Source organism: Nonomuraea fuscirosea (assembly GCF_003001935.1).
GTDB classification, from domain to species: domain Bacteria; phylum Actinomycetota; class Actinomycetes; order Streptosporangiales; family Streptosporangiaceae; genus Nonomuraea; species Nonomuraea fuscirosea.
Genome location: NZ_PVNG01000011.1, coordinates 200,191 through 215,847 on the forward strand (window position 1 = coordinate 200,191; position 15,657 = coordinate 215,847).

General features: G+C 72.6%; 11 protein-coding genes. 8 read left to right on the plus strand and 3 right to left on the minus strand.

The features are described from left to right. The first annotated feature begins 30 nt into the window (after positions 1-30). The gene (locus B0I32_RS25670; RefSeq protein WP_106243995.1) at positions 31-1,536 is read left to right on the plus strand and encodes a M28 family metallopeptidase; all 1,506 of its coding nucleotides are present in this window, start codon (positions 31-33) and stop codon (positions 1,534-1,536) included. Between the two features lie 49 nt (positions 1,537-1,585). Here B0I32_RS25670 and B0I32_RS25675 read toward each other — a convergent pair whose 3' ends face one another. Both B0I32_RS25675 and B0I32_RS25680 read right to left on the minus strand, forming a co-directional pair. Beyond that, on the minus strand, positions 1,586-3,085 hold the full coding sequence (locus tag B0I32_RS25675) for a M28 family peptidase (protein WP_106243998.1): 1,500 nt from the start codon (positions 3,083-3,085) through the stop codon (positions 1,586-1,588). Positions 3,086-3,170: 85 nt separating this feature from the next. After that, a complete protein-coding gene (locus B0I32_RS25680) occupies positions 3,171-3,881 on the minus strand; it encodes a hypothetical protein (protein WP_146178315.1) in 711 nt (236 codons plus the stop codon). Between the two features lie 259 nt (positions 3,882-4,140). Here B0I32_RS25680 and B0I32_RS25685 point away from each other — a divergent pair, with 259 nt between their 5' ends. From B0I32_RS25685 to B0I32_RS25710, 7 genes are read left to right on the plus strand one after another with little or no spacing between them, the layout of a single operon-like run. Continuing rightward, positions 4,141-5,424: a protein kinase family protein gene (locus tag B0I32_RS25685; RefSeq protein ID WP_106244003.1), complete on the plus strand. Its 1,284-nt coding sequence runs from the start codon at positions 4,141-4,143 to the stop codon at positions 5,422-5,424. Continuing rightward, positions 5,417-5,710, plus strand: coding sequence for a hypothetical protein (locus tag B0I32_RS25690; RefSeq protein ID WP_106244004.1), 294 nt, complete (start codon positions 5,417-5,419; stop codon positions 5,708-5,710). The genes B0I32_RS25685 and B0I32_RS25690 overlap by 8 nt, the downstream gene beginning before the upstream one ends. Next, positions 5,710-5,853: a hypothetical protein gene (locus B0I32_RS57870; RefSeq protein WP_181307773.1), complete on the plus strand. Its 144-nt coding sequence runs from the start codon at positions 5,710-5,712 to the stop codon at positions 5,851-5,853. The genes B0I32_RS25690 and B0I32_RS57870 overlap by 1 nt, the downstream gene beginning before the upstream one ends. Continuing rightward, positions 5,853-6,443 (plus strand): hypothetical protein, encoded by a 591-nt coding sequence (locus B0I32_RS25695; RefSeq protein ID WP_106244007.1) that lies wholly within the window; start codon positions 5,853-5,855, stop codon positions 6,441-6,443. The genes B0I32_RS57870 and B0I32_RS25695 overlap by 1 nt, the downstream gene beginning before the upstream one ends. A gap of 6 nt (positions 6,444-6,449) precedes the next feature. Further along, positions 6,450-6,752 carry a WXG100 family type VII secretion target gene (locus tag B0I32_RS25700; protein ID WP_106244009.1) on the plus strand — a complete coding sequence of 101 codons (303 nt, stop codon included), beginning with the start codon at positions 6,450-6,452 and terminating at the stop codon, positions 6,750-6,752. Between the two features lie 4 nt (positions 6,753-6,756). Next, positions 6,757-11,178 (plus strand): RHS repeat-associated core domain-containing protein, encoded by a 4,422-nt coding sequence (locus B0I32_RS25705; RefSeq protein ID WP_146178316.1) that lies wholly within the window; start codon positions 6,757-6,759, stop codon positions 11,176-11,178. Further along, on the plus strand, positions 11,168-11,452 hold the full coding sequence (locus tag B0I32_RS25710; RefSeq protein ID WP_106244014.1) for a hypothetical protein: 285 nt from the start codon (positions 11,168-11,170) through the stop codon (positions 11,450-11,452). Before B0I32_RS25705 ends, B0I32_RS25710 begins: the two co-directional genes overlap by 11 nt. Here B0I32_RS25710 and B0I32_RS25715 read toward each other — a convergent pair. Continuing rightward, positions 11,441-15,637, minus strand: a complete 4,197-nt coding sequence (locus B0I32_RS25715; RefSeq protein ID WP_106244016.1) for a type VII secretion EssC family protein — start codon at positions 15,635-15,637, stop codon at positions 11,441-11,443. The genes B0I32_RS25710 and B0I32_RS25715 overlap by 12 nt on opposite strands. Positions 15,638-15,657: the final 20 nt, after the last annotated feature.

The window sequence follows — 15,657 nt, forward strand, 5'->3', positions numbered from 1 at the left end:
GATTCCCGTCCTACCCTGGGGGAAACCTCCATGCGAAGAACGCTCATCGTAGTGATCGCCGCTCTGTCCTTACCGCTGGCCATGGCGGCGCCGGCCCACGCGGGCGGCCTCGACGACGTGTTCGCCAAACTGCTCGTCAAGCAGGTCAAGGGCAGCAACGTCAAGAAGCATCTCGACGCCTTCCAGGCCATCGCCACCGCCAACGGCGGCAACCGCGCCGCCGGCTCGCCCGGATACGACGCCTCCGTCGACTACGTGGCGGGCAAGCTGCGCCGGGCCGGGTACAAGGTGACGCTGCAGCCGATCAACTTCGTCGAGAGCTGGTCGGAGAACAGCGCGCCGGTCCTCGACCGCACCGCGCCGAGCGCGAAGTCGTACGCGCCGAACGAGGACTTCTTCACCTTCCAGCCCTCCCCGTCGGGCGACGTGACCGCCGAGGTCCAGGGCGTGGACCTGACCCTGCCGCCGACGCCGGAGCCCACCTCGACCAGCGGTTGCGAGGCCGCCGACTTCGCCGGGTTCGTGCCCGGCCGCATCGCGCTCGTCCAGCGCGGCACCTGCCCGTTCGTGAACAAGGTGCAGAACGCGGCCGCGGCGGGCGCGAGCGGGCTCATCGTCTTCAACGAGGGCCAGCCGGGACGTACGGATGCGAACCCGCTGGACATCGGCGAGTGGCGCGGCGGGATCCCCATGGTCTACGCCGACTTCGCCGTCGGCCAGGAGCTGGCCGCCACCCCGGGCGCGACCGTGCACCTCAAGGTGGACGCCAACCTCGTGCTCGGCACCAACAACAACGTGATCGCCGAGTCCCGCGCCGGTGACTCGCGCAACGTCGTCATGCTCGGCGCCCACCTCGACAGCGTCCCCGAGGGGCCCGGCATCAACGACAACGGCTCCGGCAGCGCGGCGATCCTGGAGGTCGCTGAGCAGATGGCGCTGTACCCGGTCAAGAACAAGGTCCGCTTCGGCTTCTGGGCCGCGGAGGAGATCGGCCTGCTCGGGTCGGACCAGTACGTCGCGTCCCTGTCGCAGGCGCAGCGCGACCGGATCAAGGTCTACCTGAACTTCGACATGATCGGTTCGCCCAACTACGCGTACATGCTGTACGACGGTGACGACTCCGACGCCGAGGGCTCGCCGGCGGGCCCGCCCGGATCCGACGAGATCGAGCGGCGGCTGGAGCGCTTCTACGACTCCCTCCACCTGCCCACCATCGGCACCGACTTCGACGGGCGCTCCGACTACGGGCCGTTCATCGCGGTCGGGATCCCGGCGGGCGGCATCTTCACCGGTGCTGAGGAGATCAAGACGCCCGAGGAGGCGGCGTTGTTCGGCGGGACGGCGGGGATCGCGTTCGACCCCTGCTACCACCAGGCGTGCGACACGATCGCCAACGTCAACGCCAAGGCCCTGGACGTGGACGCGGACGCGATCGCCGACTCGGCGGCCCGCTTCGCCTTCAGCCTGAAGGGCATCCCGAAGCGCACGACCGCCAAGAAGGCGGCGGCCGCCCTGTCGGCCGAGGGCACCAGGTAGAGATGCGGGGCCGGGCGGACGATTCCGCCCGGCCCTGTGCTCGATACCGCTAGTTAGTGATCTTGACGTCGTCGACGCCGGCCTCGACCAGGGAGGCGCCCGAGGCGTCGGCGGCGTCGATGACGATGCGGACGGTCTGGCCGGCGAACGCGTTCAGGCTCGCCGTGGCCGTGGCCCAGGCGCCGTTGCGGTTGGTGGCCGCGCCGGCCTGGTTGAGCACGGTCGCGGTGGTGCTGCCGACGACGCGGACCCGGAGGTAGTCGGCGCTGCTCGAATTCGAGCCGTGCGCCAGGTACCAGGACAGCGACAGGTTCAGCGCGCCCGCCGGCAGCGTGATCGGCGGTGACTGGATCGAGGTGACGCCGCCGTCGATGTCGTAGTCTCCGGCCGACGAGCCTGCCAGGCGGCCGGTGACCAGGTCGTTCGTGCCGCTGACCGTGGTGCCGAGCTGCTTGGCGCCGCTGGAGGTGGTCGCCGCGGGATCGCCGCGTTCCCACACGCCCGTGGTGGCCGTGTCGGCGCCGTTCGGGTTGACCGTCCAGCCGGTCGCCGTCTCGAACGTGTCCTGCCAGATCACGGCCGGCGGCACCGCGGTGCCGATCGTCCACACCGCGTACGCGATCGCGTCGGCGTTCCGGTCGAGCGCGGTGTCGTTGACGTTGGCGGTCGTGTCGCAGGAGCGGTGGTAGCAGACGTCGAACGCCTGCCCGGCCGTGCCGCCCCACAGCCCGGCCTGGGCCGAGCTCTTGGTGCCCTCCGCGCCGGTGAACGTGCCGCCCGCCGGGATGCCGACCGCGATGAAGGGCCCGTAGTCGGAGCGCCCGTCGAAGTCGGTGCCCCGGGTCGGCACGCCGATCGAGGTGAAGTAGTCCTGGAGGGTACGCTCCAGCGCCGCCGATCCGGCCGGTCCAGGGCCGGAGCCCGTTCCGTCGGAGTTGTCGCCGTCGTAGATGAAGTATCCGGCGTTGGGGGAGCCGACCATGTCGAAGTTCAGGTACCCCTTGATCCGCGCCCGCTCGGCGGCCGGCAGGTTGTTCACGTAGAACTGCGAGCCGCGCAATCCCTGTTCCTCCGCGCCCCACCAGGCGAAGCGCAGATGCTTGACCGGCTGAAGCGACTGGCGGGCCACTTCGAGCGCGGTCTCCAGGATGGCCGCGCTGCCCGAGCCGTTGTCGTTGATGCCGGGGCCGGCGGTGACGCTGTCGAGGTGGGCGCCGACCATGAGAATGTCGTTCGGGTCCCCGCCGGGCCAGTCGGCGATGAGGTTGTAGCCGGTGGCGCCGTTGTAGGTGAAGGACTGCAGGACGGTGCTGAATCCGGCGGCGTCGAGCTGGCCCCTGACGTAGTTCGCCGAGGCCAGGTAGCCGGGCCGGCCGTGGGCGCGGTTGCCGCCGTTGGCAGCGGCGATGGACTGGAGCTGGGACAGGTGGGCCTTGACGTTGGCCAGCGGAATGTCCGGCGCCGCGGCCGCCGAGGCGGGCGCGGCCGGCACGAGGGCGGCCAGGGTGAGGGTGAGTGCTGCGATCGCCGCGACGAGGGGTGATCTCATGCCGTTTTTCCAGGTCAGGTGCCTAGATAAGAGCATGGCGGCGCCTCCATCCGAGGTCGAGGGTGGAAGATCCCGAGATGGTGCTCTATGGAAGGTAACGCCGCAAATAGGGTTCGCCTAGGGCCCAGATCGACGCCTCGCGCGCCCCAAGGGCCGGGCCGGCAGCTCCGCGCCTCGCGGGCTTCAGGAGCGGGCCGGCAGTTCCGCGCGCAGGGGCGGTCAGGAGCGGCTCCGGGGAGTCGGCGAAGAAGCGGATCGAGGTGACCTCCGCCCGGCGGCCGAGCGGGCGGACCACGGTGATCGGCTCCGTCAGCTCGACCGTCACGTTCGTCTGAGAGGAGACGGCCACGCTGACCCGCCCGCCCTCGACGGTGACCATGTGACCCGCCCCGTACGCCCGCCCACCCCGTACGGAGGCGATGAGCTCGCGCGGCACCCGTACGTCGAAGTAGGCGCCGTACCGGATCCGCAGCTCGCCGGCGGTCAGCACATGAGGCCGGGTGACGCAGGCGGCGACCAGCACGGCCACGAAGAGCAGCCCGTAAACGTCGGCGATCAGCACCGTGTACCGGAGCCAGGCGGGCACCCCGAGCGAGACCAGCAGCAGATCGAGCACCACGGTCTCGACCGCCATCGCGAACGCCATCAGCGTCATCATGAACGTCTGCTCCTTGCTGTACGTCACCACGGTCGCGCCCGCGGGCACCCCGTGCCGGCGGCGGACGATCCACAGCCCGATGGCGGCCAGGCCCTTGAGCTCGAATCCGACGATCCGTAGCGCGGCGTACAGCATCACGTTCCTCTCCGCGGCGAATGCTTCACCTCCAAGGAGAAACGTTGCCGTCGCGTCAAGGTCAAGCCCCGGGGAAAGATCGATACCCATCGCGGCACCTGGGAGAGATTTTCCGGAATTCGCTTGAACCGTTGTCGGGCCGACGGCGTACAACCTTTCGGAAAACGGTGCCGCCGGTGGCTGGAATTCACGGCCTGAGCTGTGTCGCAGCGAAATGCCGGCGGGCCCGCTGCGCTGACCGGAATGCTTCACGGGGACGGCGATGGAATTTCAGGGATGGAGCGAAGGCCTGGCCCTCAGGCCACGCGATTACCTGGGAAAGGGCGACTCGCTCGCCGCTGTCGTCAGGGCGGCGGGGCCGTACCAGGGCGAATCGCTCTACCTGCTCGCGCTCGGCACCGCCACCACCATGGCCAGGCTGCACCTGGGCGGGATCGCGGGGCTGCGGCTGCGCCCGGGCAACGTGGTGATCGGGGCGGGCGGGCAGGCGTCCTTCGCGCCGGGCCCGCGCGACGCCGAGTTCCCCGCGCAGGACGTCAAGGACTGGGCCGACGTGATCGTGTTCGCGGGGACGGGGCACATGGCCGGCGGCGGCGTGGAGCCCGATCTGGACCGGCTGCTGCCCGCCCTGCGCGCGGTGATCGACGAGTGCCGCCGGCCCGATCCGTTCGCCCGCCCGACCGCCGTCGACCTGGTGCGCATCCTGCTCGGCCACTCCGGCGGGGCCCGCGGCGCCACGGTGCACGAGCTGCTGCTCGAAGCCGAGCGGCGGACCAGGCCGTACGAGCCGGAGCCCCCTGCGGACGACCCCGTACCCGCGCCGCTCTGGCGCAGGCCCGCCTACCTGGCCGGCCTCGCCGTCGGCGTGCTCGCCGTGGCGGTGGCGGCCGGCACGGTCGTCCTGATCTCCGGCCGGGTGACGCCGCCTTCGTCGGCCGCGCGCCCGGCCGTGAACGACGTCACCGCCGCCATCGGCCGCCGTACGGCCACGTTCGAGCAGCGCACAGAGTTGTCGCGCTACGACGAGACGGTCGTCGCCGACGGCCGGCTGAGCTTCGACGCGAACGCGGCCACGGCCTACGACATGAAGCTGACCTGTGGGAACGCTCCACGCACCACCCGCGTCTCCCTGGTGGGCAGGAGCGGCGTCGCCGCCGGCGTGCCCTTCGACGCCGTCCGGCCGCCGCTGGAGCCGTGCGACCAGAGCCGCGCCCCGTCCGTCCGCGACCTCAGCTCGCCGCACTCCATCCAGGCCCTGATCGACGCGGCCGAGTCGAACGTGACCAGCACGCCGGCGGCCGGCGGGCGCACGATCACCGGCTCGGCCCTGGCCCACCGGGTCAGGGGAGAGGAAGGACTGGCCGCGTACGCGGGAACGAGCGCGGAAGGACCGATCGAATTCACGCTTCGGGTGGACGCGAAAGGACTGCCGATAAGCCTGAAACTGCACCTGGAAAGCCGGGCCGACGGCACGCGTGACGTCGAAACCGTTTATCGGGATTGGCGCGCGTTCGAAGCCATCGAGGGGGAGACGCCGAATGGCTGAGGAATTCAGCGCCGACCGCCGCGAGGCCGCGAACGTGGCCCGCGATCTCAAAGCCGTTCGCGCGGCACTGGACGGCGGGAACGCCGGCGCGCTCGACGCGCGGACGGGCTCGGAGAAGGTGGACGAGGCCGTGCGGAAGTTCTTCGCGGAGTCGTCCGACAACAGGGAGCGGATGAACGCGCTCCTCGAACGCGCGGCCGGCCTGCTCGACGCCCTCGTCGAAGGCACGGGCACGCTGGACGGCTCGCTGGCCGACTCGCTCACCACCGGCACGGGAGGCACGTGATGAGGACCTTCGCACTCGGCGCGCTCACGGGCGTGCTGGCCGCGACCATCGCCGCGTCGCTGCTGTTCGCGCTGACCGACCACACCTCACCGGCGACCACGACCCGGTCCGCCCCCGTCACGGCCCACCTAGGAGATGGCTGATGGCCGACCTGCCCTTCGGGTTCACCGTACGGGTGCCCGAATCCTGGTACGAGTTCGACGTCTGGCGCGCCGGAAGGACCGGCGACCTGGCCCGCCTGGTGGACGCCCGCGTCGCGGCCGAGCCCGTGCTGGCCCCGCACCGGCCGGTGCTGCTGAAGGTCCTGCGCGAGGTCGCCGACGTGGCGGCCAGGAACGGCGCGGTGTTCGGCGCGGCGATGACCGACCACGTGGAGGACGTGGGCACGGTGCTGGCCACGCTCATGGTCCTGCACACCCAGGGGCGGGCGGGAGGCGACACCGTCGAGGAGATCGCCGCGGGTGTCGTCGCCGTCCCGCCCACGCCCGGCACGCCAGTCTGGCGCGACGTCGGGATCGTCGGGCTGGCCGCGGGCCGCGCCGTCCGGGTGACCGGCGTCGAGCCCGGCGAGATCGACTCGGTGGTCATGCAGACCCTCGTCCCCGTGCCCGGCGGCCACGGCGTGCTGGACCTGGTGATCGCCAGCCCGCACCTGAGCCTGACCGAGCCCATGCTCGACCTGTTCGACGCGATCAGCGCCACCCTGGCCTGGTCGGACCCAGAAGGAGAGTGAACCGTCATGGCCGCAGGCACCCATCACCTGAGCTTCCCGCAGGTGGAGAACAGCGCGACCCGGCTCGGCAGGGAGAAGGAGGACATCGAGACCCGCCTGACCCAGCTCAAGGCGATGATCGACCAGCTCGTCGGCAGCGACTTCGTCACCGAGCGGGCCTCCGGCAAGTTCCAGCAGGACTACGAGCAGTGGAACACCGGCGCCCGGCAGGTCATGCAGGGCCTGGAGGGCATGAGCCAGTTCCTCAAGACCGCCATCGCCAAGCACCGCGAGCTGGACGCCTCGCTCAGCGGCGGCGCGGGAGCGTGACGACGTGCCGGGCGGATGGGAAGTGCTCGGGCTGGCCGGCGACCCCGCGCCGGGGGACCCGGGGCAGGTGCGAGGTCTCGCCGACCGGCTGCTCAAGGAAGCGCGGCTGGCCGAGGACAACAGGGGCAAGCTCGGCGTCATCTCGGGTGACGGTTCCGCGCTGAAGATGCGCGGCGACTACGCGGCCAAGTACGCCGAGGCGCTGGCCGAGCTGCCCGGCGAGCTGGCCAAGCTGGGCAAGGCCTACCGGGGCGCCGGCGAGGCGCTGATGACGTACGCGGGCAGCCTGGAGCAGGCCAAGACGCAGGCCGGGGCCGCGCTGCGCCAGGGTCAGACCGCCGACGCCGCCTACCAGGGGGCGCTCAGGGAGGTGCGGGCCCATCTGCCCGCCGCGGCCGCCGTACGCACGCTGCCCGAGGTCGAGTCGGCCGTCGGCGCCGCAGACGCCACGGTGCAGGCGGCGGTGCGGCCGGCGGTGCAGCGCGCCCGCGCCGCCGACGCCGACCGCGTGCGCGCCCGCCGCATCGCCGACGAGGCCGCCCGCCTGCGCGGGGACGCCGAGAACCGGGCGACGCGGGAGATCGAGCAGGCGCTCGAAGGCAGCGGCATCAAGGACAAGAGCTGGCTGCAGCAGGCCTGGGACACGATCTCCACGCCGTTCAGGTCCTGGGACGACTTCGTGGCGTTCGCGGGCACGGTGGCGATGGTGGCCGGGCTGATGGTGCTGGTCATCGGCACCGGCGGCCTGGCCGGGGCGATCCTGGCCGGCGTGGCGTTGGCGGCGAGCGCGGTGGTGCTGGGGGACGCGCTGCACAAGTACCGGCAGGGCAAGGGCTCGCTGGGCCAGGTGGGCATGGCCGCGCTGGGCGTCCTGCCGGTGGGCCGGGGCCTGGCCTTGGTGGCCAAGGGCGCCAGGGCGGTGACCGGCCTGCGCGGGGCCGCGGGCGGCATCCGCGCGGGCGGAGGCGTCGTGATCGGAACCGGCGCGCTGCGCCGAGGCGTCCCCGGCGCGGCGCTGGGCGCTCAGGCCGGGCGGTCCGGGGCGTCGCTGCGATCGGCGCTGGACGCGGGCGGGGCCCGCGCCACGACGGCCGCGACCACCTCGTGGCAGCGCGGCCGCCAGTTCTTCAGCCAGGACCCGGTGCACTTCCCGACCGGGGTCGTGCTGCTCCCGCAGACCGACGTCGAGCTGCCCGGCGCGCTGCCGCTCCACCTCGAACGCACTCATCTGTCCGGCTGCCACACGGGCCGCTGGTTCGGCCGGTCCTGGGCCTCCACCCTGGACCAGCGCCTGGAGGTGGACGCCGACGGCCTCTGCCTGGCCACCGAGACCGGCGCGCTGCTCACCTTCCCCCATCCGGAGCTCGACGGCGAGTCCCGTCCCGACGGCGGTCCCGCCCTGATCCTGCGCGAGACCGACACCGGGTACGCCGTCACCGACCCGCTCACCGGCCGCACCACCTGCTTCGCCGAGACCACCGAACCCGGCGTGCTGCCGATCGCGGCCATCACCGACCGCAACGGCGCGCGCATCGACGTCCGCTACACCGACGGCCTGCCCACCGAGGTCGTCCACTCCGGCGGCTACCACCTGGACATCGAGACGCATCAGGGCCGCATCGTCGAGATCCGGCTGCGCGGGGCCGGTCAGACGCTGCTGTCGTACGCGTACGACGAGGCCGGCGACCTGACCGAGGTGACCAACTCCTCCGGCCTGCCGCTGCGCTTCAGCTACGACGACGAAGGCCGGCTGACCCGCTGGCGCGACCGCATCGGCACCTGGTACGCCTACACCTACGACCTGGAGGGCCGCTGCGTCTACGGCACCGGCTCGGCGGGCGTCTTCAACACCGAGCTGTCGTACGGCGACGGCGTCACCAGGGCCCGCGACTCCTTCGGCCGGCTCACCGTCTACCGCTACAACGAGCTGCTCCAGGTCACCAGTGAGACCGACCCGCTCGGTCACACCACCCGCTACCTCTGGGACGAACGGGACCTGCTGCTCGCGCGTACCGACCCGCTGGGCCGTACCACCCGATACGCCTACGACGACGCGGGCGCCCTGATCTCGGTCACCAGGCCCGACGGCGCGCGGCGCACCTGCGCCCGCGACGCCCTGCACCTGCCGGTCACCATCACCGACTACGACGGCGGCAGCACGACCCTGCGCCACGACGAGCGCGGCAACCTCGTCTCCGACCCGTCCGCCACGTACGCCTACGACGAGCACGGCCACCTGACGGCGATCACGAACGCGCTCGGCCACATCCACACCGTCGACAACGACGCCGCCGGCCTGCCCGTGGCGATCACCGACCCGTCGGGCGCCACCACGACCTGCGCGCGCGACCCGTTCGGCCGCGTCAGCGCCGTCACCGACCCGCTCGGCCACACCACCCGCCACACCTGGACCGTCGAGGGTAAACCGGCCACCCGCACCACCGCGGGCGGCGCCGTCGAGCGGTGGTCCTACGACGCGGAGAACAACCTGGTCGAGCACGTGGACGCCATGGGCGAGGCCACCCGCTTCGAGATCGGCCCCTTCGACGTGCCCACCGCCCGCACCACCCCCGACGGGGCGCGCATCACGTTCACCTGGGACACCGAGCTCCGCCTCACCCAGGTCACCGACCCCCAGGGGCTGACCTGGACCTACACCTACGACCCCGCGGGCAACCTGGCCGAGGAGCGCGACTTCGACCGCCGGGTGCTCACCTACGTGCGCAACCCGGCCGGCAACCTCACCGAGCGGATCAACGGCGAAGGGCAGTCGACCAGCTACGTCTACGACGTCCTCGACCGGCTCATCGGCCGGCGCGCGGGCGACCGGCTCACCACGTACGACTACGACATGCTCGGCCGCCTCACCCACGCGGCGAACCCCGACGCCGACCTGACCATCACCCGCGACGCCCACGGCCGCGTCACCGCCGAGACCTGCAACGGCCGCACCCTGACCTCCGCCTACGACGCCCTCGGCCGCCGGGTGCTGCGCCGCACGCCGTCCGGCACCGAGACCGTCTGGACGTACGACGCCCGCGGCCTGCCCCTGAGCCTGGAGACGGCCGGCCAGACCCTCCACTTCGACCACGACCCGGCCGGCCGCGAGCTGTCCCGCACCTTCGGCGCCGCCGTCTCCCTGACCCACGAGTGGGACGACGAATCCCACCTGCAGTCCCAGACGCTCACCAGAGGTCCTGGCCGGCGCGTGGTCCAGCGGCGCGCGTACGGCTACCGCAGGGACGGGCAGCTGACCGAGATCGACGACCTGCTGTCCGGCCGCCGCCGCTTCGACCTCGACCCGGTGGGCCGCGTCACCGCCGTCCACGGCGCCGGCTGGTCGGAGAGCTACGCCTACGCCCCCTCGGGCCGGATCACCGACGCCACCTGGCCCGAGCCCGGGGACGGCCAGGGGCCGCGCGCCTACACCGGCACCATGATCCGCCAGGCGGGCCGCACCCATTACGAGTACGACCGCCAGGGCCGCACGGTCGTGCGCCGGCGCAGGGGCCTGTCCGCCAAGCCCCGCACCTGGCACTACACCTGGGACGCCGACGACCGGCTGACCCACGTCACCACCCCGGACGGGGCCCGCTGGCGCTACCTCTACGACCCGCTCGGCCGCCGCATCGCCAAGGAACGCACCGACGGCTCCCAGCGCACCGACTTCGTCTGGGACGGCCTCACCCTGGCCGAACAGTCCGCCGACGACCGGGTGACCGCCTGGGACTGGGCCCCCGGCACCTTCCGCCCCCTGACCCAGACCGAGCGCTCCCAGGACCAGGTGGACGAACGCTTCTACGCCATCGCCACGGACCTGGCCGGCACCCCGGCCGAGCTGGTGGACGAGCGGGGCGAGGTCGCCTGGCGCACCCGCCGCACCCTCTGGGGCACCTCACCGGGCGCGCTCACCACCGGCCCCGACTGCCCGTTACGCTTCCCCGGCCAGTACGAGGACGCGGAGTCGGGCCTGTACTACAACTACCGCCGCCACTACGACCCGGACTCGGGCCGCTACGCCACCTCGGACCCGATCGGTTTGAGAGGCGGCTGGGACCCCCACGCCTACGTCCCCAACCCCCACACCTGGATCGACCCCCTGGGGCTGAGCCCGTACGGGATCTGGAGCTCGACCAACAGCAGGACCTCGGTCGAGAACGCCTACGGCCACTGGCGCAGCCACGGGGCCGAGTTCCCGCACCTGAACAACGCGAAGGAGTACGTGGAGGAGGCGACGGGCTTCCTGACCGGCAGCAGTCCGGGGACCCTCACGAGGCAACGGCCGAACGGCGACGTCGTTCGTTACAATCCCCAGACCGATCAGTTCGGGGTGCTGAACGCGCAGGGTGCTCCACGGACGTACTTCATCCCCGATCCACAGGTACACGGCTATCCGACGAACCTGGACTACTTCAATGCCCAATAACGGCGACCCCTACTGCCGGGTCTGCGGTCTTCTGCAAGCGACCCCGCCATGGGGCGACGACGGCAGGTCGCCCACGTGGGAGATCTGCGCCTGCTGCGGCACGGAGTTCGGCTATCAGGACGCGACGCCGGCGGGTGTCCTGCGGGCCAGGCAGGCGTGGACGGCCAAGGGCTACCCCTGGTTCCAGGAGTCGGAGCGGCCCCCCGGCTGGCGCGCGGAAGATCAGCTCGTCCACGCCCAGCTACTCCAGAACGACAGCGACTCAGGGCGCTGACAGCACCGCCAGCTGAACCAGCTCCACCTTCCTGGCGGTCCCCAGGTATCCCCGCCCCACCGGCCCCGTGAAGAACTGGTCGGGTTCCAGGTTCACGCCGTGTTCGCGGGCGTTCACCCGGTTCGTGGGGGTCAGCAGGCAGCGGGTGCCGGAGCGGAGCATCTCCGTGACCTCGCCGGACAGCGAGCGCCGGTGCCCCTCCAGGAGCGGGGTCGCGTCCCCGGCCAGGACGAGCGCGCGCCGGCCCAGCTCGGACGGGGCCAGGATGTCCTGGAGCAGGGTGGGCAGGGTGTCGAAGCCCTGCTCGCGGGGCGTGATGGTGAGCTGGTCGAAGTCGTCCACGACGACCGCGTAGCGTTCGCCCGCGAAGGACTCGGCGGCCTCGCGCAGGTCGGCGTCGGTGAACGAGGTGCCGGTGAGCGTCCTGGCGCCGGGGAGGGCGTGGGCCAGAGGGGATCGGGGCGGTGCGAGGGCCAGGACGTGCACCCCGGCCCGGAGCAGGGTCGTCGCCAGGACCAGGGCCGCGTTGCTGCGGCCCGACCCGGGAGGCCCGGACACCAGCACGAGGTGCGGGCCGAGGTCGAACAGATCCAGCGAGACAGGCGTGACGTCGGGGCCGCCGATCCCGACGGCCGCGCCGGGCAGCCGGTCCAGCGGGACGTGCGCCGGCAGTGGCGGGAACGTCTTCACGGTAGGCGCGGGGTCGCGGCCGTGCCGGGGTCTGCCGGGCGGCGACGGAACGCGTTCCGGCGGCAGGCACACCTGGACGTGCAGCCCCGAGGCCGCCTCGATGGCTCGCCCCGGCAGGACGGGCGGCGAGACCATCCCCGACGACAGGTACGACCGCCGCGTCTCCTCCCGCGCGAACGGCAGGAACAGCCGCCGCGAGAACAGGTCGGGCGTCTTGCCCCGCAGCATGTCGTGCCCGCCCGCGGCCACCGTGTGCACGCCCACCGGCGGCCCGCCGGCCACGATCGCGCGCAGCGTGGCCAGCAGCGGCGTCTCGAAGAAGTCGGGGCTGGCGCGGTCCTCGAAGCACTCCCACCCGTCGATCACGAACACGATGACCGGCCCGGCCGGCTCACCCGGCGCCGCCTGGGCCAGCCGCCGCCGCTCCACCTCGCCCGCCAGCCAGGTCACCATGCGCCTGATCCGGTCGGGCTCGCCCGCCCCCGCGACGGCCCCGCAGTGCGGCAGGTCCGCGTACGCCGCCAGCCCGCCCGGCCGGTGCTCGACCACGTACAGCCAGACCTGCGCGGGCGAGGTGCGGGCGGCCAGGCTGGAGATCAGCGTCCGGCAGAACGTGGTGCGCCCCGACTGCGGCCCGCCCGCCACCATGAGCCGCTCGTTCCCGCGCAGGTCGAGCGCCATCGCGGGCTGCGCCTGGTTCGCCGGGTCGTCCGCGAGCCCGTACGGCACCCCGCCCGCCCCCTCGACGGCGCTGAGCGGCAGCGCGGCGGGCAGAGGCGGCAGCAGCGGCCGGAACGGTGGCTCGGTGGGCAGCTCACGGGCGGCGGCGAGCACCGCGGCGATGGCCAGGTCCTGATCGCTGCGGCCGGCCCGCGGCGCGCCGCCGGACGCGGGCCGCGGCAGCCCGAGCGCCGGCCACGGGGCGAGCCGCGCGGTGGCGGGGGCCGCGCCGGTGGGCGGCGGGTCGCCCAGATAGCCGGTCTGGAACAGCTGCGGAGTGCGCTGCTCCCCGCCCACCCGCATGATCATGCCCCGGCCGCGCAGCCGCGACGGGATCGTGGCCGCGTCGGGCACGCCGAGCACCTCGGTGCTGTCGGAGGGCTCGTTCTGCCGCAGCGTGATGCGCAGCGAGATGTTGTTCTTCAGCTCGGGCGAGAGCTTGCCCTGCAACGACTGCGTGGCCAGCACCAGGTGCATGCCGAGCGAGCGCCCCTTGGCCGCCACGTTCACCAGTTCGCGCAGGAAGTCGGGCGAGACCTCCAGGACCCGGGCGAACTCGTCGAACACCATGACCAGCCGGGGCAGCCGGCCGCCCGCGTTCCAGTAGACGTCGATCTCCCCGCCGTACCGGGCCAGGATCGCCTCGCGGCGGCGCACCTCCGCGCGTACGGAGGCCAGCACCCGCCGCGCCGCGCTCTCGTCGAACACGTCGGCCGCCGTGTCGCCGGTCGAGCGGATCAGCCCGACCACGTGCGGGCAGTGCTCGAACGGCAGGAACGCGCTGCCGCCCTTGAAGTCGACCAGCACCAGGTTCAGCTCGTCCGGCCGGTTGGCCAGCAGCAGCGAGGTGACCAGCGTCTGCAGCAGGATGCTCTTGCCCGCGCCCGTCGCCCCGCCGAGCATCGTGTGCGGCCCGTCCGCGGCCAGGTCCACGGTCACGGGCCCGGAGCCGTCGGCGCCGACGCACACCCTGGTCGTCGGCCCAGGGTCGGCGGCCCAGCACCCCAGTACGGCCTCCGCGCCCGGAACGGGCAGGCCCAGGGCGTCCAGCAGGCGTACGGAGGCGGGGATGACGCTCTCGGCCCTGGCCAGCGTGAGCCGGTCGCGCATGGGCGCCACCGCGCGGGCGATGCGTTCGGCGGCCTGCTCCCCGAGGCTCTCCGGCTGTACCGACACCGGCAGGCCCTGGCGGCCCCGGGTGAGCAGCATGCCGGCGCCGTCCAGCTCGCAGACGCCGCGGCACTCGTTCAGGCTGCGCTGGTCGGCGCAGATCACGTACACGCCGACGGAGGGGCCTTCCCTGAGCACCTCCTTCATGCCGGGGATGTCGCGTAACGCGCGGGCTCCGTCGAGCACCACGACCACGTCCTCGGCGAAGCGGCGGTCTCTGACCTTGAGCCGCTCGGTGACCAGGTTCTTCAGCTCCTCGATCCGCTCCGTCCTGGTCTCGGGCGTGTTGCCGATCAGGCAGGGGACGGGGGCGTCCACGTTCAGGTGCGGCAGCCAGCGCGCCCAGGCCAGGTGCTCGCCTCCCGAGGCGGTGATGAGGACGAGACGCAGCTCGTCGGGGGCGCGCAGCGTGCCGAGCTGGATCAGCAGCCAGCGCAGCAGCGCGTCCACCGGCTCGGGCGGGCCGATCACCCCCAGCACGCCGATCTCGCGCAGGTCCACCGTGACGGGCACCCCGCGCAGCGCCGGCTCGGCGAAGCCCGGCCACGGCTCGCCGTCGAACGCGATCGTGGCCGGTTCGTCGGCCACTCCGACGCGCAGCGTCAGGCCGTCGGGAGAGTCGGCGTTGCGCGGCCACAGCCCAGGACCCTCGTGGGTGGCGGCGAACGTCAGGTCCACCTCGTCGGGCGCGACGACGTGCCGCAGCCACTGCTCACGCACCACGTGCTGCCGCATCCGCTCGACGGTCTCGTGTCTGCGCTGGTCGAACTCGCGTTCTTTCTTCCTGCGCTGCCGTCCTTCGACCCACTGGGTGGCGAAGAACGTGATCGGCGTCAGAATTCCGAAAAGGAGAAAATACGGGCTTTTCAACAAGATGGCCATCGCGACCGCGATGGGCAGCGGAAGAAGCGAAGAAAGAAGCGCCACGGCGAAATTGCGCGGCGGCGTCTCGTTCCTGGGCAGGGCGACGCGGGCGCCGGGAACGGCGGGGGCGGGGGAGAAGGCCCGGTCGAAGTCGATGTGCCCGTCCCTGCTGGGGGTGGTGCGCAGTCGGGCGGACGGCAGCGGGGCCCAGCGCAGCCGGTCGTCGCCCACCTGGAGCACCCCGTCGGGCCGCAGCACGGCCGGGCCGCGCACCGGCAGCTCGTCCACCAGCGTGCCGTTGCGCGAGCCCAGGTCGACGACCGTGGCCTCGCCGGTCCACGACACGTCCAGCCGGGCGTGCCGCCGGGAGACCTTGTGGTCGCGCGGCAGGCTGATGTCGGTCCACTCGCGGCCGATCACGTGGCTGCCGGGGCTCAGCCAGACCACCTGGCCGGCGTCGGGCCCGGCGAACACCCGCACGGCCCCCGCCGCGGCGAGCGGGCGCCAGGGCTGCACGCGCTCGGGCTCGCCGACGCTGATCGTGACGCCCGGCACCAGCGGGCTGTCCGCGACGGTGGAGTCGGGGTCGAGCTTGCCGCTGCCGACGTAGCACGGGCGGCCTTTGACGGGGAAGGGCAGGGCTCGCAGCAGGGAGCCGACGGTGGTCTCGGGCTCCGCCGTCACCTCGATGTCGGCGGCGGTGGAGGCCGCTGGATCGCGGATCGTCAACCGAATGATCATGATCCCCTCTCCAGGGGACT